The 13,903-nt window shown below is 68.8% G+C and carries 11 protein-coding genes and 2 pseudogenes; 10 read left to right on the top strand and 3 right to left on the bottom strand.

Annotated elements, in window-relative coordinates:
• Positions 1-5: 5 nt before the first annotated feature.
• The 3 genes and pseudogenes from BJQ90_RS17765 to BJQ90_RS17755 all read left to right on the top strand — a co-directional run bounded on the left by BJQ90_RS17765 (position 6) and on the right by BJQ90_RS17755 (position 4,374).
• Entirely contained in the window at positions 6-437 is a 432-nt protein-coding gene (locus BJQ90_RS17765) for a DUF2550 domain-containing protein (protein WP_226761534.1), read from the top strand.
• A gap of 5 nt (positions 438-442) precedes the next feature.
• The gene (locus tag BJQ90_RS17760) at positions 443-1,825 is read left to right on the top strand and encodes an alpha/beta hydrolase (protein ID WP_226761533.1); all 1,383 of its coding nucleotides are present in this window, start codon (positions 443-445) and stop codon (positions 1,823-1,825) included.
• A gap of 53 nt (positions 1,826-1,878) precedes the next feature.
• Positions 1,879-4,374: pseudogene (locus BJQ90_RS17755) on the top strand (rhomboid family intramembrane serine protease).
• A 102-nt stretch (positions 4,375-4,476) separates the two neighbouring features.
• Here BJQ90_RS17755 and BJQ90_RS17750 read toward each other — a convergent pair.
• Both BJQ90_RS17750 and nucS read right to left on the bottom strand, forming a co-directional pair.
• Entirely contained in the window at positions 4,477-4,680 is a 204-nt protein-coding gene (locus tag BJQ90_RS17750; protein ID WP_024365900.1) for a cold-shock protein, read from the bottom strand.
• 374 nt (positions 4,681-5,054) lie between these two features.
• Positions 5,055-5,750 carry an endonuclease NucS gene (nucS, locus tag BJQ90_RS17745; RefSeq protein ID WP_226761532.1) on the bottom strand — a complete coding sequence of 232 codons (696 nt, stop codon included), beginning with the start codon at positions 5,748-5,750 and terminating at the stop codon, positions 5,055-5,057.
• A gap of 59 nt (positions 5,751-5,809) precedes the next feature.
• On the opposite strand from nucS, the gene BJQ90_RS17740 reads away from it, so the two are divergent.
• Both BJQ90_RS17740 and BJQ90_RS17735 read left to right on the top strand, forming a co-directional pair.
• The gene (locus BJQ90_RS17740; RefSeq protein ID WP_226761531.1) at positions 5,810-6,163 is read left to right on the top strand and encodes an ATP/GTP-binding protein; all 354 of its coding nucleotides are present in this window, start codon (positions 5,810-5,812) and stop codon (positions 6,161-6,163) included.
• Positions 6,164-6,197: 34 nt separating this feature from the next.
• The gene (locus BJQ90_RS17735) at positions 6,198-7,016 is read left to right on the top strand and encodes an alpha/beta hydrolase (RefSeq protein ID WP_226761530.1); all 819 of its coding nucleotides are present in this window, start codon (positions 6,198-6,200) and stop codon (positions 7,014-7,016) included.
• Between the two features lie 31 nt (positions 7,017-7,047).
• Here the strand turns inward: BJQ90_RS17735 and BJQ90_RS17730 are convergent, their stop codons facing one another.
• Positions 7,048-8,232, bottom strand: a complete 1,185-nt coding sequence (locus tag BJQ90_RS17730) for an AI-2E family transporter (RefSeq protein ID WP_226761565.1) — start codon at positions 8,230-8,232, stop codon at positions 7,048-7,050.
• Between the two features lie 317 nt (positions 8,233-8,549).
• On the opposite strand from BJQ90_RS17730, the gene BJQ90_RS17725 reads away from it, so the two are divergent.
• The 5 genes and pseudogenes from BJQ90_RS17725 to BJQ90_RS17705 all read left to right on the top strand — a co-directional run.
• A complete protein-coding gene (locus BJQ90_RS17725) occupies positions 8,550-10,349 on the top strand; it encodes a hypothetical protein (protein ID WP_226761529.1) in 1,800 nt (599 codons plus the stop codon).
• A gap of 103 nt (positions 10,350-10,452) precedes the next feature.
• The gene (locus BJQ90_RS17720; protein WP_226761528.1) at positions 10,453-11,445 is read left to right on the top strand and encodes a tetratricopeptide repeat protein; all 993 of its coding nucleotides are present in this window, start codon (positions 10,453-10,455) and stop codon (positions 11,443-11,445) included.
• A complete protein-coding gene (locus BJQ90_RS17715; protein ID WP_226761527.1) occupies positions 11,445-12,545 on the top strand; it encodes an NADH:flavin oxidoreductase/NADH oxidase in 1,101 nt (366 codons plus the stop codon). The genes BJQ90_RS17720 and BJQ90_RS17715 overlap by 1 nt, the downstream gene beginning before the upstream one ends.
• A gap of 90 nt (positions 12,546-12,635) precedes the next feature.
• Complete coding sequence (locus BJQ90_RS17710; protein WP_226761526.1) at positions 12,636-13,433, top strand: ABC transporter ATP-binding protein; 798 nt, start codon at positions 12,636-12,638, stop codon at positions 13,431-13,433.
• Positions 13,415-13,903: pseudogene (locus BJQ90_RS17705) on the top strand (transporter); the annotation flags it as partial. The gene BJQ90_RS17710 and the pseudogene BJQ90_RS17705, both read left to right, overlap by 19 nt.

The raw sequence follows: 13,903 nt of genomic DNA, 5'->3' as shown, positions 1-13,903 counted from the left end.
CCTTGATGAACGATACAATTTTTCCGTTCATCGTCCTGGCAACGATCTTTGCGTTGCTGGTATTGGCACTGTGCCTTTCCGGGGTGCGCCGCTTCAATCTGCGGCGCGCCCTGGGCACGGTGGACGCCTCCATTTGCACGGCTGGGAACAGCTGGCAGATGGGGGTTTGTCGTTATCAGGACAACGACCTTGAGTGGTTCCGCCTCGCCTCCCTGAGCATGAGGCCGAAGCACACCTTCCGCCGGAGCTCGCTCGAGCTGATCGGCCGGCGCAAGCCCACTGAATCCGAGCTCGTCAAGATCCAGCCCGACGCCGTGATCGTCGAACTCCGGTATGAAGGGCAGGACGTCCTGCTCGCAATGCGGTTTGACGCCTACACCGGGCTGTCATCCTGGCTTGAGGCCGGGCCGGTCATTGGCGTCGGCACCTGGCGCTAGCCCCGGTGGACTTCATCGAAGACCTGCGGCTCGTCGACGGCCCGGTCCTGTGGATTGCCTGGGCCGCCGGAGCGGCGGGAATGGCCTACCTTCTCTGGCGCGGCGGACAACGCCGCACCCTCCGGCCGGCGGGTCCCCGCTGGCTCCAGTCCCTGCTTGCCCCCGCCGCCGCCCTCCTCTGTGCCGCCGCACTGCTGGCCGCAGCCCACTGGCTGCTGGTCTATGTCCTTTCCGTCTTCCCGGGCGAGCTGCCGCGTGAGGTTCTTGCCTGGTCCCTTCCCGCGGTCACCGCACTGCTGCTCTGGATCACGGTCCTGTGGGTCAGCTGGCGCCGCCCGGGCGCCCGGAACCCCGCACCCGGGGGAAGCCGGCACCCCGCCCGGAGGACTGCAGCGGCGACGGGTGCCCTGCTTGGCGTCCTGCTGCTCTCCGCCGTCCAGATTAACGGCTACTTTGGTCTCAACCACACGGTGAGCGACCTGATGGGCACCGCCGTGGCGCGGATCCAGCCGCTGGAAGACGCGCTGAAACGTACCCCCGGAGCCTCCGCCGGCATCGGCCTGCCGGCCTGGAAGCCGCCGGCCGATCTGCCCGACGGCGGTGTGCTGCGGCGCGCCGTGATCCCCGGCACCAGCTCGGGGTTCAAAAGCCGCGAGGCCTACATCTATCTTCCGCCGGCCTACCGGGCCACGCCCCGGCCTGCCCTCCCTGTTTTGGTTCTCTTTTCCGGCCAGCCGGGCGGTCCGGCGGACTGGCTCACCGGCGGGGCGCTGCGGGCCCGGATGGACCAGTACGCGGCAGCGCACCACGGTGTGGCGCCGGTGGTGGTGGTTGTTGACCCGAACGGCTCCGCCGCGGGCAACACCCTCTGCATGGACAGCAGGATCGCCCGGGCGGACACCTTCCTCGCCGTGGACGTGCCCGCCTGGATCAACGGGACGCTGGACGTGGATCCGGACCCCTCGAAGTGGGCCGCCGGGGGTTTCTCCTTCGGCGCGACCTGCGCGATGCAGATGGTGACCCGGCACCCTGACATCTACAGCTCCGCGCTGGCCTTCTCAAGCGAGAAGGAACCGGCCCTCGCCAAGGAGCGGGAGAAAACCATCGCCGTCGCCTTCGGCGGCGACACCGAAGCCTTCGACCGCCAGACACCGCTGCGGCTCATGCAGGAGCGCCGCTACGAAGGGCATGGCATCTATTTTGGCGCCGGCGAGCGGGACCATGAGTTCATTGGCTACATGAAGATTTTGTCGGAGGCCGCCCGCGCTGCCGGATTCAACGTGGAGGCCCGCCGGATCCCCGATGCCGGGCACTCCTGGGAGACCGGGTCCAAGGGGCTGCCCGCCGGGCTCGACTTCCTGGCATCCCGCTGGGGGATTACCCAGTGAGCCCGGCAGCAACGGCACGGCAGCCCGGGACGGGAGTTGCCTCCCTCCGGGGCCTGGGGCGTGAGGGACTGCGGCAGTCACTGGGCCATCTGCGCGCCATCCCCTTCACACTGGCGGTCCTCGCGGCCTTCCTGATCACCGGTGCGGCCACCGGGAGTTTCCTCGCCGGGCCACCGGAATCCCTGCTGGACGTGGCGTCCGTCGGCGCCCCGGACCTGAAGTCCGGGCGGTGGTGGGCGCTGTTCACCTCGATGTTCTTTGCCACGAACCTGCCGGCTTACGCCGCGGCCGCGCTGATGATCCTGGTCCTGCTGGGCTTCGCCGAACGGAAGCTGGGCACCCGGCGCACGGCCGTGTTCTACTTCGCCGCCCAGTTCGCCGCGGTCACGCTGTTCCTGCTGCTGACGCAGCTTGCCCGCTACGTCGACGACGGCTGGCTGAGCCGGATGGTGGACGCGCGGCTGATGGGCCCGTACGCCGCGGTCCTCGCCGTCTCGCTGGCGTCCAGCGGGCTGCTCCCCACGCTGTGGCAGCGGCGGCTGCGGACCGCTGTGGTCTCCATTTCGCTGATGCTCGTGCTGTACGTGGGGCACCCGGAGACCGTCGTCGGGTTCGCCGGGGCGCTGGCCGGGCTGTCGGCCGGATGGTGGATTCAAGGCGACAAGGGCACCCTGCACCGGCACCGCTCCACCGGGCGCGAGACCCGCAACCTGCTGGCGCTGACCGTGGCGATCTTCGCCGTCGGCCCGATCCTGACGGCTACGGTCCGGACCCCCACCGGGCCGCTGGCCCTGCTGCGGGATGTCGTCCTGAACCCGCTGCCCACGCTGAACCAGCTGGAACAGATCTGCGGCGGCAGCATCGACGTCACCTGCCTCGAGGCCGGCCGCGCCGGTTTTGCCGGCCCCCTGGGCCTCGCGCTGGCGGTCGTACCTGTGGTGCTGCTGCTGATCTGCGCGGACGGCATGCGGCACGGCCGACGCCTCGCCCTGCGGATCGCGATCACGCTCCAGCTCGCCGTGACGGCCCTGGCCGCCGTCTACCTGTCCCTGATCGCCAGGATTCCGCAGTACCCCAACCGGCCCCGCACCGGGGTGATGGGATCAGGCTTCGTCCACGTGCTGCCCCTCGTGGTGGTTCCGCTCGTGCTGGTGGTGCTGCTTGCGGCCAACCGCCGGCAGTTCCGGGTCGAAACGAGTCCCCGGGCCCGCCGGGCCCTCGCCGCCGCCGTCGGCGGCACCTGGCTCGTGCTGGCCTCGTGCTACACCGGGGTCTGGTTCGCCGCCGGCGGCATGGACCGCGACGGCGGGCTGCTGGGCCTGGCCGCGGAACTCTCCCGCCAGTACCTGCCGCTCCCCATCCCCGGTAGCTACAGCCGTATCTTCCAGGGCCGCAACGCGGTCGAGGCCTTCCTTTTCGCCGCCTCCGGGATTATCTTCTGGTCAGTTGCCCTGGCCGCCGTCTGGCTGGTCCTGCAGCGACGGCTGCACCGCACCGACGCCGGAGCGGAGGACCGCGAGGTGGCCCGCGGCCTGATCCGCCAGGGCGGCGACTCCCTGTCCTGGATGGCGCTGTGGGAGCCCAACAAGTACTGGTTCGCGCCCGACGGCCACGGGGGAGTGGCGTACCAGCAGCACGGCAATGTCGCGCTGACGCTGGCCGGACCCTTCGGCCCGGCGGCGTTCCGTGAGGAGACCGCAGCCGGCTTCATCCAGTACTGCGCCGAACACGCCCTCATTCCGAGCTTCTACTCCTGCACCGACGAGTTGTGGCCGATGCTGGAGGGCCGCGGCTTCCGGCGGGTCGCCGTGGCCCAGGAAACCCGGCTGGCCGTCCGCTCACTGGAGTTCAAGGGCAAGGACTGGCAGAACGTCCGGACCGCCCTGAACCGGGCCGAGAAGACCGGGGTGCACGCGGTGTGGGGACGCTACGCCGACTTCGCGCCTGCGCTGCGCGCCCAGCTGATCGAGGTCTCGGAGGAATGGGCCGCCCAGAAATCCGTTCCCGAAATGGGCTTCACCCTCGGCGGCATCGACGAGCTGGAGGACGAGGAGGTGCTCTGCTGCCTGGCGGTGGACGCCGAGGGGCAGGTGCAGGGCGTCACCAGCTGGCTGCCGGTGTATGCCGGCGGGCGCCTCGTGAGCTGGACGCTGGATGTTATGCGCAGGCGCGGTGATTCCTTCCCGGGGGTGATGGAATTCCTGATCGCCTCCGCCGTGAAGGAGCTGCGGAGCTCGGTGGAGGTCATCTCGCTGTCCGGATCGCCGCTGGCGAAAGACACCGCGCCAGCCGCGGGCGCCGGGGATGAGGCCGGGTCCGAGGGGCTGGCAGGGATCCTCGACGTCGTCGGCAAGGCGCTGGAGCCCGTCTAAGGGTTCCGCTCGCTCGCCACCTTCAAGTCCCGCTTCAAGCCCGAGTACCGGACCCTGTATCTCTATTACCAGGATCCGCTGCAGCTGCCCGCCATGGGCAGGGCGCTGAGCCAGGCCTATCTCCCGGGCCTCTCGGTGCGGCAAAGTGCGCGGCTGCTCCGGACGCTGGTGCGCTGATCCGGTTTCGCGGGGGCAGGAAGGCAAAAAGATGGTCCCCGGCACGGATGCCGGGGACCATCTTTGCGCGGAGACTGCCGCAGGCAGTTCCGCTGCGGGGTGCTAGACCAGCGTCACGCCGGTAGCCTGGGGGCCCTTGGCGCCCTGGCCGATTTCGAACTGAACGCGAGCGTTCTCGTCGAGGGTCTTGAAGCCACCGGTCTGGATCTCCGAGTAGTGAACGAAGACATCGCCATCGGAGTCATCCGGGGTGATGAAGCCGAAGCCCTTTTCAGCGTTGAACCACTTGACAGTTCCCTGTGCCATGTATTTCTCCTCATTATGGATCTGGGTTAAGGCCGGCACACTTCGTGCCGGCCTTGGTCACTCCGCGAGAAGAACCTTGGCTGTGGGACCGGAATTACCGGGCTTCGGCGGCAGGAGCTTCACGCTCGCAACATGTCTTGCGAGCATGAAAAAACACCTACACAAAGACTGGTCTAAGAATTTCATGCCAGTTGCCTCAGGTCAACGGCCGCGGCGCAGAATTCCATAAATTTTGTACAAAGAATCGATGAACGATTTCACGGCGGATTACCGGTGCCACGTTTCGTTAGGGTGATGTCGATAGTTACGTGCCCGTCGCCGGCTGGACCCGGGAATACGGTCCCGGGGCCGCCCTGGTGGAATCGTCTTGATTCTTAGAAGAGCCGCGATTCGACGTCGTCGACGCCGCGCATGGCGTCGTAGTCGAGGGTGACGCAGTCGATGCCGCGGTCGTTCGCCAGCACCTTGGCCTGGGGCTTGATCTGCTGGGCGGCAAAAATCCCGCGGACCGGTGCCAGCAGGGGGTCGCGGTTGAGCAGTTCGAGGTAGCGCGTGAGCTGCTCGACGCCGTCGATGTCCCCGCGCCGCTTAAGCTCGATAGCCACGGTACCGCCCTTGGCGTCCCTGGCCAGGATGTCGACCGGGCCGATGGCCGTGAAGTACTCGCGGCGGATGAGGGAGAACCCGGTGCCGAGAAGCTCGATCTGGTCAGCCAGCAGCCGCTGCAGGTCCGCCTCGACACCATCCTTGATCAGCCCGGGGTCCTGGCCGAGCTCATGGGACGTGTCATGGATCTGCTCATGGATGTTGATGATCAGGCGGTCGTCGGTCTTGGCGGACTGGACGGTCCACTGTTCGACCACGCCGATTTCAACATCGACCTCGTCCGGGGTGGAGACCCGCAGGGACGCCGGGGGGCTCATCCAGTTCAGCGGCTTGTAGGACCCGCCGTCCGAATGGACCAAAACGGAACCGTCGGCCTTGACCAGCAGGAGCCGGGTAGCCAGCGGGAGATGGGCTTTGAGCCGTCCGACATAATCAACGGAGCAACGGGCTATGACTAAACGCACCGGGTCAACACTACCGTCTGCGGGGAGAAGAGGCACCCGGACTGGGGCAGAATGGAACCATGCCCCGTTCCAACCGCCCCCGCCGCGCCGTCCCGGGACGGCCCGGGCCAGGCAAAGTACAGAAGCCCGGAGCCAAGGGCGGCCCGGTGCCGGAACTGGACCTGGAGCGCGCGCGTTCCGGCTTTGCCCGCCGGGAGAGCGCACCGGACGGAGAATGGTCGGTCCGTCCTATCACCGCGAGCCGGGCCGAAAAGACCTACATCTGTCCGGGCTGTTCGACGGCGGTGCAGCCCGGTGTGGCCCACCTCGTGGTGTGGTCCGAGGACCACCTTTTCGGGGCGGCCGCCGGGCTTGCGGAGCGGCGGCACTGGCATACCAACTGCTGGACCTCACGCAGCTACCGCTACCGCTGACTGACCCGCCGGCGGCTTTCGCTAAGCTGGACGCATGAGTTTTGACCCGGCGTCGTACGTCTTCAGCCAGCCTTCCGCACCGACCGCGATCCGCGCTTCCACCGTTCTCCCGGCCCGCCGGGAGAACGTCGTGCTCCGCACGAGCGACGGCCACCGGCTCGTGGGCGAGTTGGCGCTACCGGAATCGGGCGAGGTGAAGGCCACCCTGATCACCCTCCATCCGCTGCCGACCCACGGCGGTTTCATGGACTCGCACGTCTACCGCAAAGCCTCCTACCGGCTGCCCGCCCTGGCCGGCATCGCCGTGCTCCGGTTCAACACGCGCGGCACGGGATCGCCCCGGGGAACCAGCGAAGGGGCGTTCGAAGAGGGGATCGGTGAACGCCTCGACGTCGAAGCGGCCGTGCAGTTCGCCGTCGACCGCGGCCTGCCGAACCGCTGGCTCGTGGGCTGGTCCTTCGGCACCGAGCTCGCGCTGATGTACGGTGCGTCGGAGCCGGTGGCCTCCGAGGTGGAGGGCGCCATCCTGCTCTCGCCCCCGCTGCACCGCGCCACGGACGTGCACCTCAAGGAATGGGCCGCCTCCGGCAAACCGCTCAAGGTCCTGGTCCCCGAGCTGGACGACTACCTCCAGCCGGCCGAGGCCACGGAGCGCTTTGCGGTGGTGCCGCAGGCCCGCGTCGTGGGCGTGGACGGTGCCAGGCACCTGTGGGTGGGGGAGAAGTACGCCGGGCGGGTACTCAACGAGATTGTCGGCGAGGTGCTGGCTGGCGTTGCCGGCGGAGCTGCAGGCGCCGGCGGTACCGGACTGCCGCAGGAATGGAACGGCCCGGTGGCCACGGCGCAGGCCTGAGCGCCGCCTGCCTTTCCGTAGCGGAAAACGTTTAGTGCTTGTCCTGGCGGACGATGAAGATTTCCTTGATCAGGAGCATGATCGCCGCCGCGGTGGGGATCGCGATCAGTGCGCCCAGCACGCCCAGCAGGCTTCCGCCGGCGATCACCGAGATGACGGCGACGGCGCCCGGCACCGCGACGGCTTTCTGCATAATGCGCGGGGAGATGAAGTAGGCCTCGAACTGCAGGTAGGCGAAGTAGCAGATGGCGTAAACCACAGCAGTCTGCCAGCCTGCCGTGAGGGCGATCAGCGTGACGATGACGCCGGCGATCAGCCCGCCGACGAGGGGGATGAACGCGAGCAGGGCCACGACAAACGCCAGCAGCACGGCGAAGGGAACGCCGACGATCGACATCACGATGAACGCGAAGGTTGCGTTTACGAGGGCGACGACGGCCTGGCCGATCACGTAATTTCCCACCGATCCGGTGATTTCCTCGGACAGCGCCTCGACCCGGGCCCGGCGGGACCGCGGGGCAAGCCGGTAGCCCCACTTCTTCATGGCAGGCAGGGCCGCGAGGAAATAGAGGCTCAGCACCAGCACGATCAGGGCGCCGAACAGGCCGTTCGCCAGGGTGGTGCCGAAGCCGACGACGCCCCCGAAGATGCCGCCCATGGCCTCCGGGTTGTTGACGAACTTCTCCAGCTCCTGGGTGATGCGTTCACGCACCCCGTACTGGTTGTCGATGCTGCGGAAGAAGTCGGAGTTGATGAAGTCCGTGACCCAGCGCGGCGCCTCCTCGACGATCTGGGTGACCTGCTGGACAATTGTGGGGATCAGCGTGGCAAAGAAGGCGGCGATGGCCAGTCCCAGGGTGCCGACAGCGGCCACAATTCCTGCCGCGCGGGGGAGCTTTTTCCCCTCCAGCCAGCGCACCACGGGGTCCAGGCCCAGGGCGATGAAGAGTGCCGCCACGATCCAGAGCAGCAGCTGCGTGGTGTTGGAACCGATCCAGTAAACGAGCAGGGCCACGCCGACCCCGACCGTCCCCATGAATCCGACGTACAGGGGGTGCTGGGAGGACATGCGCGGGCCGGGGTGGCCGAAGCGGGCGCTGGTCTCGCTCTCCGGCGTGATTTCGTCGGCTTCCTGCTCCGGGGGCATCTCGAAGCGGAGCCGCGGCTGGGCCCCGGGAAGGGGCTGGCGCAAGCGGTGGGCCATCGAGTTCAGCATGCCGGCCAGGGCCGTCCGGCGGGGGGAAAGCTGCTCCTGCGGGCCACCCGCCGTGCTGCCGGATTCCTGGCTTTCTTCCGGTCCTGAGGGGGACGAATCCGTGTGTCCAGTCACTGCGTTGAAAGCCCTTTGTCCTCTGAATATTCCCCGCGAGGCCGCTGTCGCGGCCCGGGTGTGATGATCACCGCAAACACTATCAGCAGCCTTGTTATGGCGCGGCGAAGCAGCGGCCGGGGGTGGCGCGGGAGGGGTTGACAGACAGCCCGATCTGACTCCGTGGTAACAAAATGGTTACTATTGAAGCTAAGTGTCCGCTGATGATAGGTAATATTTTGCGTTTCAAGACTGCAGTTGCACTAGTGCTGCTGGGCCTCCTGACACTGCTGGCAGGGATCGGCCAGAAGACATTCTGGGCCCCTGCCGAGTCCGTGACCGCCACCGTACCAGCCGGCGCCACCGCCGCGCCGCTAACCGTTTTCGACGAGAAGCTGCGCACCCTGCACGAGGGCACGGTGACGATCAATGTCAAGGGCGAGGGCAGCTTCATGCTGGCCGCCGGCCGCCCGGACGACGTCGACGCCTGGGTCGGCACGACCGCCCACAACACCGTCTCCGGCGTGTCCGAGGACGGCAAGGCGCTGCAGTTGACGCATGCCGACGGGGAACCGGCCGCTCCCTCCCCGGCCGGCTCCGACCTGTGGGTCTCCACGGAGAACGCCAGCGGCGAACTGAAGTACAACTGGACCCCGCCGGCCGACGGCGACTGGGCCCTGCTGCTCGCCACGGACGGCACCAAGCCGGCCCCCAGCGCCATCACCATGACCTTCCCGAATGACACCTCCACCCCGTGGGCCATTCCGTTTATGGTTCTCGGCGGCCTGCTGGTCCTGGCCGGCGCCGCCCTGCTGGTGCTCAAGCCCAAGTCCGGCCCCCGTGCCGGGACCGGCAGCGGCAGCCCCACCGGAGCGACCCCTACGGTGCCCGCCGTGGCCCCGGCCGCCGGTGGCCCCAAAGCCCCTGACGCGACCGGCGGCACCCCCAAGGGCGCCCCGAAGAACGACTCCGGAAAGCTCACGGCCAAAGCCGCAACCGCCGCCCGGCGCCTGCGGCGCCCCGGCGTGGTCGTGGCCATGCTGGCCGCCACCGCCGTCGCCGGGACCGGTGCGGCGGCCCAGGCCAGCCAGACGCCCGCCCCGTCGCCGAGCACCTCTGCCGCCGCGGGGCAGTCTCCGGACTCACCGGTGCTGGTCGATGCCCAGTTCCGCCGCATCCTTGAGCAGGTTGCCAGTGCCGTCGACGCCGGTGATGCCGCCAAGGACGCCAGCAAGCTCGAACCGCGCGTGGCCGGCCCCGAACTCGAGGTCCGCACGCAGAACTACAAGATCCGCTCCCAGGTCGGTTCCTATGAGGCCCGGATGCCGGTCCGCGCCACCAAGCTCCTCACGACCGTGGTGACCGACAAGCGCAGCTGGCCGCGCACGGTCATGGCGGTCACCCAGGGCGAAGGCAATGTGGTTCCGCAGCTGCTCACCTTGACCCAGGCCTCCCCGCGGGAGAACTACAAGCTGGTCCTGACCACGCCGCTGCAGCCGGGAACGACCTTCCCGGGGATCGCACGCGGCGGCACCGAGACCCTGGCACCCTCGGATAAATCGGGTCTCCTCAACAGCGGCGAGGAAGCGCTGGGCGCGCTGGGCGACCGGCTGAACTCGGCTGACTCCGCGTACAAGGACAAGGTCGCCGAGGGTGAATCCTCGCCGTACATCGCTGACACGCTGGCCTACCAGACCGACGTGGTGAACTCGGGCGTCAACGGCACGTTCTCCTTCACCCACAAGATCGTGCCGGAGAGCGTCACAGTGTTCCGGACCGCCGACGGCGGGGCACTGGCCCTGGGCCGCCTGGACTTCGCGTTCGACGGCACCCCCAAGGCCGCCGGCGACAAGCTGACGATCGGTGACGACGCGGCGGCCCTGGCCGGCGGCAAGGAGACCAGCACCGGCATGGTGCTGAACTTCGCCGAATCCGTGGCCGTCTACATCCCGCCGGCCGGATCCCAGGACCCGATGAAACTCGTGGCCGCCACCCGCGGCCTCGTGGGGGCCAACTTCAAGTAGGCAGCAGCCCTGACAGGAGGGACCCGGCCGCAAGGCCGGGTCTTTTCTGTTGCCGGGGCCCGCCCGTGGCACCGGTCCGGGCCGATGTGGCTAGAGTGGAACCATGACTTCGCCAGCTTCCCGCCCCGTCCCGCCAGCTGCCGCCAACCCGCTCAACCTGCGGGGCGCCGTCGACCTGTCCTCGCTCAAACAGCGTCCCGCGGCGCCACCGGCCGGCACCGGCACCCCCGGCGCGCCCGCCGCGGGCAACGCCGGTGAGGAACACCCCCGCCGTCCGCTTCGGGTCGACATCACCGAGGCCAATTTCCAGGAACTCGTTGAGCTGTCGGCGCAGGTGCCCGTTGTCGTTGCCCTGTGGGCGGCGTACTCGCCTGGCTCCGCCGAAGTGGTTGACGTCCTTGAGCGCATCGTGGACAGCTACGAGGGCCAGCTGGTCCTCGGTGCCGCCGACGTCGAGGCGTTCCCGCAACTCGCCCAGGCATTCCAGGTGCAGGCCGTCCCCACCGCAGTGGCCCTCGTGAAAGGCCAGCCGGTGCCCCTCTTCCAGGGCGGCGCCGAGGAACCGCAGGTCCGCAGCCTGCTGGATGAACTGCTCAAGGTCGCCGCGGCCAACGGCGTGAGCGGACGGATCGGCGCGGGCGGACCCGGTGCCGCCGAAGCCGAGGCCCCGCCGCTGCCGCCCCTGCACCAGAAGGCGTTTGACGCGATCGAAGCCGGTGACTATGCCGCTGCCGCGGACGCCTACCGCCAGGCCCTCCTCGAGATGCCCGCCGATGCCGACGCCAAGGCCGGACTCGCACAGGTGGAGCTGATGGGCCGGCTCCAGCCGCTGTCCGCCGCGGACACCGAGGCGCTGCGCCAAAAAGCCGCCACCGAGCCGGACAGCCTCGACGCCCAGCTCGGTGTGGCCGACCTCGATGTCGCCGGCGGGCACGTCGAGGACGGACTCGGCCGGATCGTCGCGTTCATCGGCAGGAACTTCGGGCCGCAGCGGGAAACCGCCCGGGTCAGGCTGCTGGAACTGTTCGACGTTGTGGGCACCGGGGACGAACGCGTCGCGAAAGCGCGCCAGAACCTGGCCCGGGTGCTCTTCTGATGGGTTCGGCGCTCTTCACGCCGCTGGAACTGCGCTCCCTGCACCTGCAACACCGCGGCTGGGTCTCCCCGATGTGCCAGTACAGCTGTGATCCGGAGACCGGTGAGGGGGTTCCCAACGACTGGCACCTGGTGCACCTGGGTTCCTTCGCCACCGGCGGCGCAGCCCTGATCCTCACCGAGGCGGCCGCCGTGAACGCCGCAGGCCGGATCAGCCCCCGGGACGCCGGACTCTACAACGACGAGCAGGCGGCGGCCTGGGAACGGGTCACATCCTTTGTGCACCGGCACGGCACCGCAGGGACCAAGATTGGCACCCAGTTGGCGCACGCCGGCCGGAAGGCGTCCTCCTACTGGCCGTTCTCCGGCAAAACAGGAACAGTGGCCGCCGCCGACGGCGGCTGGCCCACCCTGGGTCCCGGCACTTCAGCCTTTGACGGGTACGAGGCGCCCTCGGCGCTGACGGAGGAGGGGATCGAGGGCGTGATCGCCGATTTCGCCGCCGCCGCCGCCCGGGCCGTCGGCGCCGGCTTCGACACGATCGAAATCCATGGCGCCCACGGCTACCTCCTGCACCAGTTCCAGAGTCCGCTCGTCAACGACCGCACCGACGGCTGGGGCGGCGACGAGGCCGGCCGGAACCGGCTGACCCTCGCCGTGGTCGACGCCGTGCGGAACGTCATCCCCGACTCCATGCCGCTGCTGCTGCGGATCTCCGCCTCTGACTGGGCCGAGGGGGGCATTGATGTGGAGGCTTCGGTGCGGATGGCCCAGGCGGCATCGGAACACGGCGTGGACCTCGTGGACGTCTCCAGCGGCGGAGCGGTGGCCTACCAGCAGATCCCGGTCGGGCCCGGCTACCAGACCGGATTTGCCGCGCGGATCCGGCGCGAAACGGACGTCCGGACCGGTACCGTGGGTCTGCTGACCTCCGCCGGCCAGGCCGAGCATGCCGTCGCTACCGGCCAGGCCGACGGCGTCTTTATCGCCCGTGCCGCGCTGCGCGACCCGCACTGGTGGCTGCGGGCCGCGTTCGAGCTGGGCCATGAGCTGGCCTGGCCGCCGCAGTACGAACGTGCCATTCCCCGCCACTCCTTCTAGCGAGGCTGAGGGACCGGTGCCCGTCTGCGGGGCGGGGCTGCCTCCCGCGGGGGATCCTTATCCGGGCGCCGGGACGGTTAGTCTAACGACATGACTTTTCAGCAGCCGCGTCCGCATGACCCTGAATACCCGGCGGTTCCCGCGCTGTCGCTGCGCGGGCTGGCCAAACGCTTTGGCGAGAAAATCGCCGTCGACGGTCTCAGCCTCGACGTTCCGGCCGGTTCCTTCTACGGGATTGTCGGCCCGAACGGGGCCGGCAAGACCACGACGCTGTCGATGGCCACGGGACTGTTGCGGCCCGAGTTCGGTACGGCGTTCGTGCACGGAGTGGATGTCTGGAAGCACCCGCTGGAAGCGAAGAAGCTGATGGGGATCCTCCCGGACGGCGTCCGGCTCTTTGACCGGCTGACCGGCGAGCAGCTGGTCAGCTACGCCGGCCTGCTGCGCGGCATGGACAAGGACGTCGTGGCCGCGCGGGTAAAGGAGCTGCTCGCCGCCCTGGACCTGGGCCCCGACGCCGGAACGCTGGTGGTGGACTATTCCGCCGGCATGACGAAGAAGATAGCCCTCGCCTCGGCACTGATCCACGCGCCCCGGCTGCTGGTGCTGGACGAGCCGTTCGAATCAGTGGATCCGGTCTCCGCTGCCAACATCCGCGACATCCTGGACCGCTATGTGGCGTCCGGGGGCACCGTCATTGTCTCCAGCCACGTCATGGACCTCGTCCAGCGGATGTGCGACCACGTCGCCGTCGTCGCTGCCGGCCGGTTGCTCGCCGCCGGGACGGTGGACCAGGTACGCGCCGGTGAGTCCCTCGAAGACCGCTTCGTCCAGCTGGTCGGCGGCCGCAACCACACGGAAGGGCTGGAATGGTTGCGCACCTTCTAAGGCTCAAGCTGACACTGCTGCGCAACAGCCTCCGGCGCAGCCCCTGGCAGCTGGTGGGCCTTGGCATCGGCACCCTCTATGCGCTGGGACTCGTCGCACTGGGCATCACCGGGTTGCTCGTCCTCCGCGGGGCGGACGCCGGACTGGCCCAGACGGTGGTCGTGCTGGGCGGCGCCGCGGCCCTCCTGGGATGGGCCGTTGTCCCGGTCGCTGCCTCGGCCGCCGATATGACCCTGGACCCGGCACGGTTCACCACCTTCGCGGTGCCGATGCCCCAGTTGCTGACCGGCCTGGCCCTGGGCGGGCTGATCGGAATCCCGGGCACCGCGACCGCGCTGGTGGCACTTGGCACCGTCGGGACCTGGTCCCGGAGCCTTCCGGCCGCGCTTGGGGCCCTGGTGGGTGCGGTCCTTGGTGTGCTGAGCTGCATTGTGCTGTCCAAAGTCGTCACCACCGCCACCGCAGGGCTG

The organism is Arthrobacter sp. SO3 (assembly GCF_020532825.1).
Classification (GTDB): Bacteria; Actinomycetota; Actinomycetes; order Actinomycetales; family Micrococcaceae; genus Arthrobacter.
Note: the sequence above shows the minus strand (reverse complement) of the source record. Positions and strands in the feature narration are given on the sequence as shown.

What these genes read in the sequence shown, in the direction of transcription:
- BJQ90_RS17765 (WP_226761534.1), top strand. Translation starts at nt 6, where the DNA reads ATGAACGATACAATTTTTCCGTTCATCGTCCTGGCAACGATCTTTGCG.
- BJQ90_RS17750 (WP_024365900.1), bottom strand. Translation starts at nt 4,680, where the DNA reads ATGGCACAGGGAACTGTCAAGTGGTTCAACGCTGAAAAGGGCTTCGGC.
- BJQ90_RS17740 (WP_226761531.1), top strand. Translation starts at nt 5,810, where the DNA reads ATGCCCCGTTCCAACCGCCCCCGCCGCGCCGTCCCGGGACGGCCCGGG.
- BJQ90_RS17735 (WP_226761530.1), top strand. Translation starts at nt 6,198, where the DNA reads ATGAGTTTTGACCCGGCGTCGTACGTCTTCAGCCAGCCTTCCGCACCG.
- BJQ90_RS17730 (WP_226761565.1), bottom strand. Translation starts at nt 8,232, where the DNA reads ATGCTGAACTCGATGGCCCACCGCTTGCGCCAGCCCCTTCCCGGGGCC.
- BJQ90_RS17725 (WP_226761529.1), top strand. Translation starts at nt 8,550, where the DNA reads ATGATAGGTAATATTTTGCGTTTCAAGACTGCAGTTGCACTAGTGCTG.
- BJQ90_RS17720 (WP_226761528.1), top strand. Translation starts at nt 10,453, where the DNA reads ATGACTTCGCCAGCTTCCCGCCCCGTCCCGCCAGCTGCCGCCAACCCG.
- BJQ90_RS17715 (WP_226761527.1), top strand. Translation starts at nt 11,445, where the DNA reads ATGGGTTCGGCGCTCTTCACGCCGCTGGAACTGCGCTCCCTGCACCTG.
- BJQ90_RS17710 (WP_226761526.1), top strand. Translation starts at nt 12,636, where the DNA reads ATGACTTTTCAGCAGCCGCGTCCGCATGACCCTGAATACCCGGCGGTT.